Origin of the sequence: Pseudomonas sp. NPDC089554, from assembly GCF_050280645.1 — a bacterium.
GTDB lineage: Bacteria > Pseudomonadota > Gammaproteobacteria > Pseudomonadales > Pseudomonadaceae > Aquipseudomonas.
The window spans coordinates 1-14,246 of record NZ_JBNNVR010000116.1 but is presented as its reverse complement, the minus strand read 5'-3'; the positions used below and the strand labels follow the sequence as shown (position 1 = coordinate 14,246).

Here is a 14,246-nt window from a genome sequence, read left to right as displayed (position 1 = left end):
GCCAGCAGATCAGCAGCGACGCCGAGAAACGCCTGGAGGCGATCGCCAACACCCAGGACCTCGGCGCAGGCTTCGTTCTGGCCACCAACGACCTGGAGATCCGCGGCGCCGGGAGCTGCTCGGCGAAGGCCAGAGCGGGCAGATCCAGGCCGTCGGCTTCACCCTCTACATGGAAATGCTCGAACGCGCGGTCAAGGCCATTCGCAAGGGCACCCAGCCGAACCTCGAGCAGCCCCTGGGCGGCGGCCCGGAAATCAACCTGCGCCTGCCGGCGCTGATTCCCGAGGACTACCTGCCCGATGTGCATGCGCGGCTGATTCTCTACAAACGCATCGCCTCGGCGGCCGACGAAGAAGGCCTCAAGGACCTGCAAGTGGAGATGATCGACCGCTTCGGCCTGCTGCCCGAGCCGACCAAGAGCCTCATGCGCCTTACCCTGCTCAAGCTACAAGCCGAGAAACTGGGCATCAAGAAAGTCGATGCCGGCCCCAATGGCGGCAAGCTGGAGTTCGAGGCCGAAACCCCGGTCGACCCGCTCACCCTGATCAAGCTGATCCAGGGCCAACCCAAGCGCTACAAGTTCGAGGGGGCCACCCAGTTCCGCTTCCTGGTGCCGATGGAACGCCCGGAAGAACGCTTCAATACCCTGGAGGCGCTGTTCGAGCGCCTGACCCCACAGCCTGCCTGAAGGAAGATCCATGCGTGCCATTCATTGCCTGACCCTGTTGCTGGCGCTGGTCGCGCCAGCCGCCTTCGCCGAAGGCCCGTATCAGGTGGAAATGCTCCTGCTGCGCCAGAACGAAGTGCCTGCGGTGACCAGCCCGTTCGCCCCGGAAGACTGGAGCGCTGGCGCGCCGCGCCTGGAAAAGGTCGCCGAACGCCCTCTGGCCCTGGCTGACGAGGCCACCCGCCTGGAAGCTACGCCCGGCTACACCGTGCTGCTGCACAAGGCCTGGCAGCAACAGGTCGGCGATGGCCCCAGCCGCATCGCCCTGGGTGCGGGCAGCGAACAGTTCGGGCACTTCCCCATCGAAGGCAACCTGAGCATCACCGAAGGCCGCTTCATCGCCATCGAGGCCAACTTCTGGGTCAACCAGCTCGATGGCAACGGCAGCGTGCTGCAAAGCGAGCAATTCAAGCAGAGCAACAGCACAGTCAAGGCCGGCCAACTGACATTCCTCGACGGCGGCCACCTGGCCATGCTGATCAAAGTCGCCCCAGCCGGCATGCGCAAGGTGCCGGTAATGGACCCGGAGATGATGGAGCAGTGATGTGAGCGAGCACGAGGCACGAGCGCTTCTGCAAAGCCACGAGTCGTGGATGGACGACTTCACCGGCGGCACATTGGGCCGGGGCATCGATTATGCCGATGAAGGCCGGGTTACCTTGCACGGGGTACAAGGCCTCTCCATCGAGGCCACCTGTACAGGCTCGCCGGGCAACCTCTACAGCCAGACCATCCGCCTTGTGATCAACGCGGGCAGCGTGCGGGTTTTCGGCCGCTGCTCCTGCCCGGTTGGTATCAATTGCAAGCACTGCGCCGCCGTGCTCTTTCATTTGCAAAGCGAAACTCAAGAGCGGTTGTCGCCCGAGCAGGCAGCGCTGTCCCTGCCCCACGACCTGAGCAAGTGGGTCGAGGCCTTGGCCAGCCCAGAACCCGACGCGGCCTCCCGCGAGCCAGCGCGCAAAGGGCCAGCCTTGTATTACCACGTCAGCTTCGAACGCGATCAATGCCTGCTGAAAGTACTCAAGGGCACCCGCCAGGGCGACGGTGAGCTGAAGCTCAGCCGCATCACCTCGCTGCCCGAGATGATCTACTACACCCCGCGCTACGTGACCGAGGACGATGCCCGCCTGCTACGCTTGATCGACGCCCGCAGCAAAGGCACGACGGGCCCCAGCGTAGCCCTGGCCGGCAAACCCGGTGCCGAGTTGTTCGAGTATGCGCTGGCGACTGGCCGAACCTTGTTCGAAGACAGCACCACGCCGCTTACCATGGGCCCGACGCTGCACGCCGAGTTCCGCTGGGTGCGGCTGGAGAACGGCAGCTACCGCGGCGCCTGGCACCACGGCGATCAGCTCGCGCTCAACGCCTTGCCGCTGGAGCCGTTGTACTACGTCGACCCCAAGACCTTGCAAAGCGGCGAACTCGCCCATGACCTCGACCCCTTCATCGCCAGCCAACTCGCCCGCGCACCCGTCGTGCCCGAGCGCCTTGTCGTGCCCTTGAGCCATCGCCTGAACGCCTTGAATCGGCAGGTACCTACGCCAACCGCAGTGCGCAGCGAAGACATCGGCGACATCCCTCCGATCGCACACCTCACCCTCGGCAGCATCGAGTTCAGCGCCTACATGCCCAAGACCGGCCGCATGCAGCGCCAGATGCAGCACCGCGCAGCCCTGGCATTCGACTACGACGGCCTGCGTGCCAGCGGCAACGACGACAAGCCGCTGACCCGCCTGGTAGATGCCACCAGCCAGCGCATCCGTCGCCAGCCCCAGGCCGAACAGCACCTGCGCGACACCCTGCGCAAGCTCGGCTTCAAGCCCGCCACCCGGCAAAGCAAGGCCCTACCCGACAGCGCCGGGGACATGTTCCAGCTGCCCGACGACGACGCCTGGCTGCGCTTCGCCCGCGAAGGCCTGCAACGCCTGCGCGACGCTGGCTGGGTCATTGATGTCCAGCGCGACTTCACCTTCAACCTGCACGAGGTGGACGACTGGTACGCCACGGTCCAGGAGGCGCCCGGCCACGAATGGTTCGACCTGGAACTGGGCATCGTGGTCGACGGCCAGCGCCACAGCCTGCTGCCGATCGTGCTCCACCTGCTGCGCAGCAACCCCGAGCTGCTGCGCCCGAGCGAACTGGCCCGGCGCAGCGACGACGAGCACCTGCTGGTCGACCTCAACCGCCTGCGCCAGGACAGCCCCGCCTTGCGCGTGGCCCTGCCCTACGGCCGCATCAAGGCACTGATGGGTACCCTCGGCGGCCTGTATCTGCACGAGGACACCATCGGCCCCAGCGTGCGCCTGGACCGCGCCGATGCCGCTCGGCTGAACGACATAGAACAGCTGCCCTTGCAATGGGAAGGCGGCGAGCAGGTACGCGACCTCGGCCGCCGCCTGCGCGATGCCCGCGACCTGCACGTGCTGCCGCCCAACGGCCTGGCCGCCACCCTGCGCCCGTACCAGCAACAGGGCCTGAACTGGTTGCAGGCCCTGCGCGAAATGGGCACCGGCGGCATCCTCGGCGACGACATGGGCCTGGGCAAGACCCTGCAAACCCTCGCCCACCTGCTGCTGGAAAAAGAAACGGGGCGCCTGGTACGCCCGGCGCTGGCCGTCATGCCCACGAGCCTGGTACCCAACTGGCTCGACGAAGCCCAGCGCTTCGCCCCTGACCTACGAGTCCTGGCCCTGCACGGCCCCGGGCGCAGCAAGCATTTCGCCACGCTGGGCGAGTACGACCTGGTACTGACCACCTATGCCCTCGCCCCCCGCGACCTCGAACACCTGCGCGCCCAGCCCTGGCATGTACTGGTGCTCGACGAGGCGCAGAACATCAAGAGCAGCACCAGCAAGGCCGCCCAGGCCGTGCGTGAACTGCAGGCCACGCAGCGCCTGTGCCTGAGCGGCACGCCCATGGAGAACAACCTGGGCGAGCTGTGGTCGATCTTCCACTTCCTGATGCCGGGCTGGCTGGGTGACAGCAAGCGCTTCACCCAGGACTACCGCACCCCTATCGAGCGCCACGGCGACAGCGAGCGCATGGCCCACCTGGCCAGCCGCATCCGCCCGTTCCTGCTGCGCCGCACCAAGGAACAAGTGGCGCGCGACCTGCCGCCGAAGACCGAGATGGTCCACTGGGTGGAGCTGAGCGATGCCCAGCGCGACACCTACGAAGCGGTGCGGGTGGCGATGGACAAGAAAGTGCGCGACGAAATCGCCCGCAATGGCGCGGCGCGCAGCCAGATCGTCATCCTCGATGCGCTGCTCAAGCTGCGCCAGGTGTGCTGCGACCTACGCCTGGTCAAGGGCGCAGAGGCCAAGGGCACCTTCGCCGACAAGGGCAAGCTCGCCAGCCTGCTGGAAATGCTCGATGAGCTCCTCAGCGAAGGGCGCAAGGTGCTGCTGTTCTCGCAGTTCACCTCGATGCTGGCGCTGATCGAAGTGGAGCTCGAGAAGCGCGGCATTCGTTATAGCCTGCTGACCGGTGATACCCGCGACCGCCGCGCACCGGTGCAGCAATTCCAGAATGGCGACAGCGAGGTGTTCCTGATCAGCCTGAAAGCCGGCGGCACCGGCCTGAACCTGACCGCCGCAGACACGGTGATCCACTACGACCCGTGGTGGAACCCGGCCAGCGAAAGCCAGGCCACCGACCGCGCGTACCGCATTGGCCAGGACAAGCCGGTGTTCGTCTACAAGCTGATCACCCGGGGTACGGTGGAGGAGAAGATCCAACAGCTGCAACAAGACAAGGCAGCACTGGCCGCCGGGCTGCTCGATGGCGGCGAAGCAGGCCAGTGGCGGCTGGGGGATGAAGAGATCGAGGCGCTGTTCGCCCCGCTGCCGGGCAAGCGCAGCCGCTAAAGCGCCTTTACCGGCCTCATCGCGGGACAAGCCCGCGATAGGGCCAGCGCGTCAATCGACCAGTTGCGCCTCTTTCAAAGCGCCCAACGCCTCCAGCCAGCGCGGCTGCTGGCGGTAATCGGTACGCGCAAAGCCGCGCCCACGCATGCCGGCAACCCGCGGCGATGGCGCTACCTTCAAGCGCTGCGCCGCGCTCAACGCCAGCTCAGCCGCTGCCCGGTCGTTGCATACCAAGCCCATGTCGCAACCGGCGCTCAGCGCAGCCTCGATGCGATTGGCCGCATCGCCGACCACATGCGCACCGGCCATCGACAGGTCATCACTGAAGATCACCCCCTGGAAACCCAGTTCGCCGCGCAGAATGTCCTGCAACCAACGGCGGGAGAAGCCGGCTGGCTGGTTGTCGATCTGCGGGTAGATGACGTGTGCCGGCATCACCGCCGCCAATTGTCCACGCAGCTGGGTGAACGGCACCAGGTCAGCCTGGCGCAGCTGCTCAAGGCTACGCTTGTCGGTGGGAATCGCCACGTGCGAGTCCGCCTCGGCCCAGCCGTGCCCTGGGAAGTGCTTGCCACAGGCCGCCATGCCTGCAGCGTTCATACCGCGAATGAAAGCGCCAGCCAGTTGCGTGGCGCGCTGCGGGTCGCCCTCGAACGCGCGGCTACCGACTACCGCGCTGCGCTGGTGATCCAGGTCCAGCACCGGGGCGAAGCTCAGGTCCAGGCCAACCGCCAGCACCTCGGTCGCCATCAGCCAGCCGCATTGCTCGGCGAGGTACTCGGCATTGGCATTGTCGGCAATCGCACGCATCGCGGGCAGGCGCACGAAGCCCTGGCGCAGGCGCTGGACCCGGCCGCCTTCCTGGTCGACCGCCAGGATCAGGTCGGGGCGGATGGCGCGGATCGAGGCGCACAGCTCACGCACCTGGCGCGGGCTGTCGATGTTGCGGGCGAAGATGATCAGGCCAGCCACTTCGGGCTGGCGCAGCAAGTGGCGGTCCTCGGCGGTCAGCCATTTACCGGCGATATCCACCATCAGGGAGCCTTGCAGGCGGGCAGTCATAGGGTGTCCTTATTGAAGAGCCAGGGTGGCCCACTGGGGGCAGGCGGCCTCGTCGATACGCACCGGACAATGCGCCGGTACACGCTCGAACAGGTCCAGCAGGTCGTGGTTGTGCAGGCGCACGCAGCCATGGGACAAGGCGATGCCAAGGGGTTCGGTGTCCGGCGTGCCGTGCAGGTAAATGTAGCGACGGAAGGTATCCACCCGGCCTAGGCGGTTGATACCCGGCTCGCAACCGCTGAGCCAGAGAATACGGGTGAGGATCCAGTCGCGACCGGGGCATTGCGCATGCAGGCTGGGCGACCAGACCTCACCGGTCCAGCGCCGCCCTTGCAACACGGCGCCGAGCGGCAGGCCCTCGCCGATCTTCGCGCGCACCTGGTGCAGGCCACGCGGCGTGCAGCCCGAACCGTTCAACTCGCCCGCCCCGTTGAAGGCGGTGGAGACGGCTGCACGCATGCGCAACTGCCCCTGGGCGAAGCCGTAGAGGCATTGGTCAGCGAGGGAAATATGTAGGAAATCGAGGTCGTGCATGGGCGCCTAGCTTAGCCGAAGCGCCCTGCCGCGCCCAGTACTCAAGCCTTGGCAGGCGCCACACTGCTCTTGCTGCGCGGCCGCAGCTGGGCAGCCGCCATGGCCTCGTCGGTGACGCCACTGTCGGCGCGCATGCCTGCGGCGAGGAACGGTACCATCAGGCGCATCACCTGCTCGATCGAGGTGTTCACGCCGAAATCGGTCTCGGCGATGGCACGCAGCGCCTTGATACCCGACATGCTGAACGCCGCCGCGCCGAGCATGAAGTGCACCCGCCAGAACAGCTCCAGCGGCGGCACGCGCGGCGCGGCTTCATTGACCAGCAGCATGTAGCGGCGGAACACCTTGCCGTACATGTCTTCCAGATAACGGCGCAGGTGGCCCTGGCTCTGGCTGAAGGCCAGGCCCAGCAGGCGCATGAAGATGGACAGGTCGTTGTTGCTGCGCGGCTGCACAGCCAGCGCCTGCTCCACCAGCATCTCGAGCAGCTCTTCGAGGCTCGGCTTGTGCTCCGCACGCCCTTGGCGGCGCTCCAGCTCACGCTCGAGGCTGGCACAGAACGGCCCGAGGAAACGCGAAAAGACCGCCTGGATAAGCGCCTTCTTGGAACCGAAGTGGTAGTTCACCGCCGCCAGGTTCACACCGGCCTTGCTGGTGATGAGGCGCAGCGAGGTTTCAGCGAACCCCCTTTCCGCGAACAGCTGCTCGGCTGCATCGAGGATGCGTTCAACGGTTTCCGATTGGGCCATGACTTTTCCGCCTGACAAACAGTTGTTTGAAACATACGTTTCAGCCCAACGTCTGTCAAGGCTCGGTGACTGCGCGGTCGCCATTTAACCACAGCACCGCGCATTACGCTGCAAGCCACGAATTGCGCCGCCTCAAGCCCACACTGGAATTTTCCGCGAAACGCAGTGCTTGCAGCGCGCCATGTACTGTATATAATTCCAGTCACTGTATAAAAAGACAGAGCCACTCGCCATGCTTAAACTGACGCCACGCCAAGCCGAGATCCTGGCTTTCATCAAACGCTGCCTCGAAGACAACGGCTTCCCGCCCACCCGTGCGGAAATCGCCCAGGAGCTGGGCTTCAAGTCGCCCAACGCCGCCGAGGAGCACCTCAAGGCATTGGCCCGCAAGGGCGCGATCGAGATGACCCCAGGTGCCTCGCGCGGCATCCGCATTCCCGGCGTCGAAGCCAAGGCAGAAGAAAACGGCCTGCCGATCATTGGCCGTGTCGCCGCAGGTGCTCCGATCCTCGCCGAGCAGCACATCGAGGAATCCTGCAACATCAACCCAGCATTCTTCCATCCCCGCGCCGACTATCTGCTACGCGTGCACGGTATGAGCATGAAGGACATCGGCATCGTCGACGGCGACTTGATCGCCGTGCACACCTGCCGCGAAGCACGCAATGGCCAGGTGGTGGTTGCCCGTATCGGTGACGAAGTCACCGTCAAGCGCTTCAAGCGCGAAGGCAGCAAAGTCTGGCTGATTGCCGAGAACCCCGAATTCGCCCCCATCGAAGTCGACCTGAAAGAACAGGAACTGGTGATCGAGGGCTTGAGCGTCGGCGTTATTCGCCGCTGATCCAGGAGGCGTCATGCAGCAGTCCATTCACCAGTCCCAACCGGCCCAGCTTCCCCTGTTCGAAGCCTTCCTTGCGCAGCCGGTGCTGCCAGGCCTGAAGCACCGTGAGCAGCCCCCCAAGCCAGCGAAGCCGGAGCTGTTCAGCGAATTGTCCCTGCGTGGCGCGCCAGGCCACTGCCAAAGCCTGCTGGCCCCCATGCTGCGCGAACTGAGCGAAGAAGATGACACTCGCTGGCTGACGCTGGTCGCTCCACCTGCCAGCCTGACCCAAGCCTGGCTGCGCGATGCCGGCCTGAACCGCGAGCGCATCCTGCTGCTGCAACCCGGCAGCAATCAAACTGCACTGCAGCTGGCTTGCGAAGCACTGCGTCTGGGCAACAGCCACACCGTGGTCAGTTGGCTGGACAACACCAGCCCTGCCGCTCGCCAGCAATTGAGCCGAGCCGCGACCAGCGGAAATGCAAAAAGCCTGAACATCCGCCTCGGCTGATGTTCAGGCTTTTTGCCTGCAACCCTTTCTTGGTCGCCTCATCGAGGCGGCACGCTCAATGCAGAACGCGCGGCCCTTCGTCACGCTCGAAGTCACCTTCAATCAACTTGCCCGCCATTTGCACGCCCACGCTGAGCATGGCCTTGGCCACTTCCACGTGCTGCCCCTGCAGGAACGCCTTGGCGTCTTCGGAGAATTCCAAGGTCACCAGCGACCCCTCGTCCTCAGCACGGCGCAGCTCGATCCGGCCATCCGGCAACTCGACAATTTCTAGAAAGGACGTTGACATATAGGGCCTGCTCATCACGAAAGGCGGTTATTGTACCAGCGCTAACGCCCCTCAGCACTCACTCAACGCGTCACGGAAACGCCGTACCAGCCCTTTCAAATTATTACGCCAGCTTTCCAGTTCTTCCCGGGACAGCGACAGTTGCTCGACTTCATCAAGATTGACCGCCTGAATCAACGGCTGAGTAACGTCGCTCTTGGCCACTTTCTTCGCGACCGGCGGTCGGAACAAATCGGTATAAGCCTCGATCAATTGCGCCAACCAGGTCTGTGGCTGACGCGCCAGCTCCAGCATTTCGGCCATCTCCGGAATGGCCACTGTCTTGAGCACGTCGTCATTGAGCAGCAGTTCGGCACGTGCCGCCCCGGCCTGGGGCAAGCGATAGAACCCGGCGATCTCGTGACACAACCCCAGCAGAGCGCCATACAGGTGGAACAGTGCCGACTCTCGCTCGGCCTGAATCAGACCCTGGGCATTCATCGCACGGCTTTGCTCAGCCTTGGCCATGGACTCCAGGGCAAGGCCTGCAAAGAACAGCTTCTGGTTGGTGCGGGTATAGAGTTCCTGGGCCATTTGCGTGACCTCCCTCAAGGCTGCAAGGTAATGACAGCAGTTTCGGCGATAGCCAGGCCCTACGGCAAGCATCTCCCCGAAAAGCAGTTGGGGCCGTAAACGGCCCCAACAGGTTCATGCAACGCGCGATCAGCGCTTGTCTTCGACCTTCCAGGCCTTGCCGTCGTAGAACGCCTTCCAGCCGGTCGGCTTACCGTCTACCTCGGACTGCACGTACTGCTCCTTGGTCTTGCGGCTGTAACGAATCACGGCCGGGCGACCTTCAGGGTCTTTCTGCGGTGCATCGCACAGGAAGTGGTACTTCGGGTCGATCTCATGCTTGTGGGGAACGATTTCCAGCACCAGTGGCGCACGGGTTTCGCGGTTCTTGGGGAACTGGCTGGCAGCCAGGAACAGCCCCGAGGCACCGTCGCGCAGCACGTAGGTGTCGTCGACCTTCTCGCACTTGAGCTCCGGCATGTCCACCTTGTCCATCTTCGGTGGTGCCGCCTCGCCGCTCTTGAGCAACTTGCGAGTGTTTTTGCAGGTCGGGTTGGTGCAACCAAAGAACTTGCCGAAACGGCCAGTCTTGAGCTGCATCTCGCTGCCGCACTTGTCGCACTCCAGGCTCGGCCCTTCGTAACCCTTGATGCGGTAACTGCCCTCTTCGATCTCGTAGCCTGCGCAGTCAGGGTTGTTGCCGCAGATGTGCAGTTTGCGCTTTTCATCCAGCAGGTAGGCGTCCATCGCCGTGGCGCAGATCGGGCAGCGGTGCTTGCCACGCAGTACCAGCGACTCGGACTCACCCTCGTCATCGGCAGCGATCTCATCGCCCGGCACCAGGTTGACGGTGGCCTTGCAGCGCTCCTTCGGTGGCAGGCTGTAGCCGGAGCAACCAAGGAACACGCCGGTGGAGGCGGTGCGAATCATCATCGGTCGGCCGCATTCCTTACACGGAATGTCGGTCATGGTCGGCTGGTTGGCGCGCATGCCGCTTTCGCTGGACTCGGCGTTGAGCAATTTCTTGCTGAAGTCGCCATAGAACTCGTCGAGTACGTTTTTCCAGTCACGCTCGCCCTGGGCAACGTCGTCGAGGTGCTCTTCCATGCCGGCAGTGAAGCCGTAGTCCATCAGGTTGGAGAAGCTCTCGGACAGTCGCTCGGTGACGATATCGCCCATCTTCTCGGAATAGAAACGACGGTTATGCAGGGTCACATAGCCGCGGTCCTGGATGGTGGAAATGATCGCCGCATAAGTGGACGGACGGCCAATGCCGCGCTTTTCCATTTCCTTGACCAGGCTCGCTTCGGTGAAGCGCGCTGGCGGCTTGGTGAAATGCTGGCTCGGGTCGAGCTGAATCAGCTTGAGCGCCTCGCCCTGGGCCATTTCCGGCAACACATCATCTTCGCCGGGCTTGCTTTGCTGTGGCAATACGCGGGTATAGCCGTCGAACTTTAGGATACGACCCTTGGCACGCAACTCGAAGTTGCCCGCTGCAACCGTGACGCTGGTGGACAGGTACTGGGCAGGCGGCATCTGGCAGGCCAGGAACTGGCGCCAGATCAGCTCGTACAGACGCTCGGCGTCGCGCTCCATGCCGCTGAGCTTGGTCGGATGGGTATTCACGTCCGAAGGACGAATCGCCTCGTGCGCCTCTTGTGCGCCCTCCTTGCTGCCGTACACCACAGGTGCAGCGGGCAGGTACTGCTTGCCGAACTCGCGCTCGATGTAGCTGCGGGCCATTTCCACCGCATCGGTCGACAGGTTGGTCGAGTCGGTACGCATGTAGGTGATGTAGCCGGCCTCGTAGAGACGCTGGGCCATCATCATGGTCTTCTTCACGCCGAAGCCCAGGCGATTGCTCGCCGCCTGCTGCAGGGTCGAGGTGATGAAGGGCGCCGACGGCTTGCTGCTGGTCGGGCGGTCTTCGCGCTTGGTAACGCTGTAGCTGGACGCCTTGAGCTGCTCCAGCGCAGCCATGGCCTGGGCTTCGTTGAGCGGCTTGAAGGCCTCGCCGTTCTCGCGCGCCACCTCGAAACGCACCTTGGCGCTCTTCGCGGTGCCCAGGTCGGCGTGCACTTCCCAGTACTCTTCCGGGTTGAAGGCACGGATCTCGCGCTCACGCTCGACCACCAGCTTCACTGCCACCGACTGCACGCGCCCGGCGGACAAGCCACGGGCAATCTTGGACCACAGCAACGGCGAGACCATGTAGCCCACTACACGGTCGAGGAAGCGCCGCGCCTGCTGGGCATTGACCCGGTCGATGTCCAGGTCGCCTGGCTGGGAGAACGCTTCCTGGATGGCCTTCTTGGTGATTTCGTTGAACACCACCCGCTTGTAGCGGCTGTCATCGCCGCCGATGGCCTCGCGCAGGTGCCAGGCAATGGCCTCCCCTTCGCGGTCCAAGTCGGTTGCGAGGTAGATGGTGTCGGCATCCTTGGCCAGGCGGCGCAGTTCGTCGATGACCTTCTCCTTGCCGGGAAGGATCTCGTACTTGGCCTTCCAGCCGGACTCCGGGTCGACGCCCATGCGCGCCACCAACTGACGGCGGGCCTTCTCTTTCGGCGACAACGCCGGCGCCTCACCCGCGGTCTTGCCGCGCTTGGCGGCCGGTTCCTTGGCCGTGCTGGCCGAACCGCTGGTGGGAAGGTCTCGGATATGGCCGATACTCGACTTCACCACGTACTGGTTGCCCAGGTACTTGTTGATGGTCTTGGCCTTGGCCGGGGATTCCACAATGACCAGCGATTTGCCCATGGATCGGAAGATTCCTGAATCTGAAGATGAAAAACGCGTCAGGTGCCGGACGCGGCACCGCTATATATAGTGGCAAAAGAGTGAGGTCAAGCGTGGACCATCACTCTTGGGGCTTCCCAGCCAATGCTGGCAACCCGTCTTCGGCCTTGACCAAAGCAAAGCGTGGCACCTGCTCGCCGTCAACCTCGACGGACTCCTGGAACATCGAAAGTGGTCGTACCCAGAAGCTGTAATCACCATACAGACACTGGTAGAACACCATCCACTCCTCGCTCTCGGAGTGCCGTGCAACGCTGAAAACTCGGTACTCTGGCCCTTTGTAATGCCGGTACACACCGGGTTGTATCTGCATGTCGCGCCAGCCTCTTGAACAAATCCGGTAAAAAACAAAAGCCGGGGCACATGGCCCCGGCTGCTGCCTTGCAACGCGATCAGACGCGTTCGAAGACAGTGGTGATGCCTTGGCCCAAGCCGACACACATGGTGGCGACGCCGAGGGTCCCGCCATTTTGCTTCATGACGTTGAGCAGGGTGCCGGAAATACGTGCACCGGAGCAACCGAACGGGTGGCCCAGGGCGATCGCACCGCCGTGCAGGTTAACCTTCTCATCCATCTTGTCGAGCACTTTCAAGTCCTTGAGCACCGGCAGGGCCTGTGCGGCGAAGGCTTCGTTGAGCTCGAAGAAGTCGATGTCGGCAATGCTCAGGCCAGCACGCTTGAGCGCTTTCTGGGTCGACGGCACCGGGCCATAGCCCATGATCGCAGGGTCGACACCCGCCACGGCCATGGAGCGGATCACGGCCAACGGCTGGATGCCCAGGTCCATGGCGCGCTGGCCGGACATGACGATCATGCACGAAGCGCCGTCGGTAATCTGCGACGAAGTACCGGCAGTGACGGTACCGCCTTTCGGGTTGAACGCCGGCTTGAGCGACGCCAGGCCTTCGAGGGTGGTTTCCGGGCGAATGGTTTCGTCGAAGTCGAATACCTTGAGGAAGCCGTTCTCGTCATACCCCTGCATGGGGATGATCTCGTCCTTGAACTTGCCCTCGAGCGTGGCCTTGTGCGCCAGCTGGTGCGAGCGCAGGCCGAAGAGGTCCTGCTGTTCGCGGGTGATACCGTGCATTTTGCCGAGCATCTCGGCAGTAAGGCCCATCATCCCGGAAGCCTTGGCGGCGTGCAGGGACAGGTGCGGGTTCGGGTCGACGCCATGCATCATGCTGACGTGGCCCATATGCTCGACGCCACCCACCACGAACACATCGCCGTTGCCGGTCATGATCGCCTGGGCAGCGGTGTGCAGCGCGCTCATCGACGAGCCGCACAGGCGGCTGACGGTCTGGGCTGCGGAGGTGTGCGGGATCTGGGTCATCAAGGATGCCATGCGGGCGATGTTCCAGCCCTGCTCCAGGGTCTGGTTGACGCAACCCCAGATCACGTCCTCGACTTCCTTCGGGTCGACCTTGTCGTTGCGCTCCAGCAGCTTGCTGATCAGGTGCGCCGACATGTCTTCGGCGCGGGTGTTGCGGTGCATGCCACCCTTGGAGCGGCCCATCGGGGTGCGACCGAAGTCGACAATCACCACGTCTCTTGGATTCAGGCTCATATCAATATTCTCGCTCTAGCTCGTTGGCCGCTCAGTTGAAGAAGCGCTGGCCGTTCTTGGCCATTTCACGCAGCTTCGCAGTGGGGTGGTACAGCGGCCCCAGGTCGGCGTACTTGTCGGCCAGGGCGACGAATTCGGCGACCCCGATCGAATCGATGTAGCGCAGCGCGCCACCGCGGAAGGGAGGGAAACCGATGCCGTAGACCAGGCCCATGTCCGCTTCGGCGGCGGTTTCGACGATGCCGTCCTCCAGGCAGCGCACAGTCTCCAGGCACAACGGCACCATCATCCAGTTGATGATGTCTTCATCGCTCACCTCACGCTGCTCGAAGACGACTGGCTTGAGCACATCGAGCACGGTGGCATCGAAGACTTTCTTCGGCTTGCCGCGCTTGTCGGTTTCGTAGGCGTAGAAGCCCTTGCCGTTCTTCTGGCCCAGGCGGTTGGCCTCGTACAGGGCATCGACCGCGGAGCGACGGTCGTCCTTCATGCGCTCAGGGAAGCCTTCGGCCATCACGTCGCGGCCATGGTGGCCGGTGTCGATACCGACCACGTCCATCAGGTAGGCCGGGCCCATGGGCCAGCCGAACTTCTCCATCACCTTGTCGATGCGCACGAAGTCGACGCCAGCGCTGACCAGCTTGGCGAAACCGCCAAAGTACGGGAACAGCACGCGGTTGACCAAAAAGCCCGGGCAGTCGTTGACCACGATCGGGTTCTTGCCCATTTTCTTGGCGTAGGCCACGCAAGGATTCGCCGCCACCGCGCA

At 63.8% G+C, this 14,246-nt stretch carries 13 protein-coding genes and 1 pseudogene; 5 read left to right on the top strand and 9 right to left on the bottom strand.

Translation table 11 applies throughout. The annotated features are described in order from the left end of the window. The 3 genes and pseudogenes from ACQKPE_RS23685 to ACQKPE_RS23675 all read left to right on the top strand — a co-directional run. Nucleotides 1-688: pseudogene (locus ACQKPE_RS23685) on the top strand (TRCF domain-containing protein); the annotation flags it as partial. Nucleotides 689-698: 10 nt separating this feature from the next. After that, on the top strand, nt 699-1,271 hold the full coding sequence (locus ACQKPE_RS23680) for a CsiV family protein (RefSeq protein ID WP_427669110.1): 573 nt from the start codon (nt 699-701) through the stop codon (nt 1,269-1,271). Between the two features lie 49 nt (nt 1,272-1,320). After that, nucleotides 1,321-4,593, top strand: coding sequence for an SNF2-related protein (locus tag ACQKPE_RS23675; RefSeq protein WP_427669112.1), 3,273 nt, complete (start codon nt 1,321-1,323; stop codon nt 4,591-4,593). A gap of 51 nt (nt 4,594-4,644) precedes the next feature. On the opposite strand, the gene nagZ is transcribed toward ACQKPE_RS23675, so the two are convergent. Genes nagZ through ACQKPE_RS23660 form a run of 3 tightly spaced genes read right to left on the bottom strand, consistent with a single transcriptional unit; the run spans nt 4,645 to nt 6,938 of the window. Then, a complete protein-coding gene (gene nagZ / locus ACQKPE_RS23670; RefSeq protein ID WP_427669111.1) occupies nt 4,645-5,643 on the bottom strand; it encodes a beta-N-acetylhexosaminidase in 999 nt (332 codons plus the stop codon). 21 nt (nt 5,644-5,664) lie between these two features. Further along, nucleotides 5,665-6,189: a L,D-transpeptidase family protein gene (locus tag ACQKPE_RS23665; protein ID WP_427669109.1), complete on the bottom strand. Its 525-nt coding sequence runs from the start codon at nt 6,187-6,189 to the stop codon at nt 5,665-5,667. A 41-nt stretch (nt 6,190-6,230) separates the two neighbouring features. After that, entirely contained in the window at nt 6,231-6,938 is a 708-nt protein-coding gene (locus tag ACQKPE_RS23660; RefSeq protein WP_427669108.1) for a TetR/AcrR family transcriptional regulator, read from the bottom strand. A gap of 232 nt (nt 6,939-7,170) precedes the next feature. Between ACQKPE_RS23660 and lexA the strand changes: the two genes are divergently transcribed. Together lexA and sulA are read left to right on the top strand one after the other, a co-directional pair. Continuing rightward, on the top strand, nt 7,171-7,779 hold the full coding sequence (gene lexA / locus ACQKPE_RS23655) for a transcriptional repressor LexA (protein ID WP_427669107.1): 609 nt from the start codon (nt 7,171-7,173) through the stop codon (nt 7,777-7,779). A 13-nt stretch (nt 7,780-7,792) separates the two neighbouring features. Further along, nucleotides 7,793-8,269 carry an SOS-induced cell division inhibitor SulA gene (gene sulA / locus ACQKPE_RS23650; RefSeq protein ID WP_427669106.1) on the top strand — a complete coding sequence of 159 codons (477 nt, stop codon included), beginning with the start codon at nt 7,793-7,795 and terminating at the stop codon, nt 8,267-8,269. 55 nt (nt 8,270-8,324) lie between these two features. On the opposite strand, the gene ACQKPE_RS23645 is transcribed toward sulA, so the two are convergent. From ACQKPE_RS23645 to ACQKPE_RS23620, 6 genes are all read right to left on the bottom strand, one after another. After that, nucleotides 8,325-8,558, bottom strand: a complete 234-nt coding sequence (locus ACQKPE_RS23645) for a hypothetical protein (protein ID WP_427669105.1) — start codon at nt 8,556-8,558, stop codon at nt 8,325-8,327. Between the two features lie 51 nt (nt 8,559-8,609). Continuing rightward, on the bottom strand, nt 8,610-9,131 hold the full coding sequence (locus tag ACQKPE_RS23640) for a DUF6586 family protein (protein ID WP_427669104.1): 522 nt from the start codon (nt 9,129-9,131) through the stop codon (nt 8,610-8,612). Nucleotides 9,132-9,260: 129 nt separating this feature from the next. Beyond that, a complete protein-coding gene (gene topA / locus ACQKPE_RS23635; RefSeq protein ID WP_427669103.1) occupies nt 9,261-11,870 on the bottom strand; it encodes a type I DNA topoisomerase in 2,610 nt (869 codons plus the stop codon). Nucleotides 11,871-11,970: 100 nt separating this feature from the next. Continuing rightward, nucleotides 11,971-12,222: a DUF1653 domain-containing protein gene (locus tag ACQKPE_RS23630; protein ID WP_427669102.1), complete on the bottom strand. Its 252-nt coding sequence runs from the start codon at nt 12,220-12,222 to the stop codon at nt 11,971-11,973. 79 nt (nt 12,223-12,301) lie between these two features. Continuing rightward, a complete protein-coding gene (gene fadA, locus ACQKPE_RS23625; RefSeq protein WP_427669101.1) occupies nt 12,302-13,477 on the bottom strand; it encodes an acetyl-CoA C-acyltransferase FadA in 1,176 nt (391 codons plus the stop codon). Nucleotides 13,478-13,508: 31 nt separating this feature from the next. After that, nucleotides 13,509-14,246 (bottom strand): 3-hydroxyacyl-CoA dehydrogenase family protein (locus tag ACQKPE_RS23620; RefSeq protein WP_427669100.1); only part of this gene is annotated, 738 nt, incomplete at its 5' end.

Bases quoted from the DNA above. Each gene is read 5' to 3' on its own strand.
- ACQKPE_RS23680 (WP_427669110.1), top strand. From the start codon at position 699: ATGCGTGCCATTCATTGCCTGACCCTGTTGCTGGCGCTGGTCGCGCCA.
- ACQKPE_RS23675 (WP_427669112.1), top strand. From the start codon at position 1,321: ATGGACGACTTCACCGGCGGCACATTGGGCCGGGGCATCGATTATGCC.
- ACQKPE_RS23665 (WP_427669109.1), bottom strand. From the start codon at position 6,189: ATGCACGACCTCGATTTCCTACATATTTCCCTCGCTGACCAATGCCTC.
- ACQKPE_RS23660 (WP_427669108.1), bottom strand. From the start codon at position 6,938: ATGGCCCAATCGGAAACCGTTGAACGCATCCTCGATGCAGCCGAGCAG.
- lexA (WP_427669107.1), top strand. From the start codon at position 7,171: ATGCTTAAACTGACGCCACGCCAAGCCGAGATCCTGGCTTTCATCAAA.
- sulA (WP_427669106.1), top strand. From the start codon at position 7,793: ATGCAGCAGTCCATTCACCAGTCCCAACCGGCCCAGCTTCCCCTGTTC.
- ACQKPE_RS23645 (WP_427669105.1), bottom strand. From the start codon at position 8,558: ATGTCAACGTCCTTTCTAGAAATTGTCGAGTTGCCGGATGGCCGGATC.
- ACQKPE_RS23640 (WP_427669104.1), bottom strand. From the start codon at position 9,131: ATGGCCCAGGAACTCTATACCCGCACCAACCAGAAGCTGTTCTTTGCA.
- topA (WP_427669103.1), bottom strand. From the start codon at position 11,870: ATGGGCAAATCGCTGGTCATTGTGGAATCCCCGGCCAAGGCCAAGACC.
- ACQKPE_RS23630 (WP_427669102.1), bottom strand. From the start codon at position 12,222: ATGCAGATACAACCCGGTGTGTACCGGCATTACAAAGGGCCAGAGTAC.
- fadA (WP_427669101.1), bottom strand. From the start codon at position 13,477: ATGAGCCTGAATCCAAGAGACGTGGTGATTGTCGACTTCGGTCGCACC.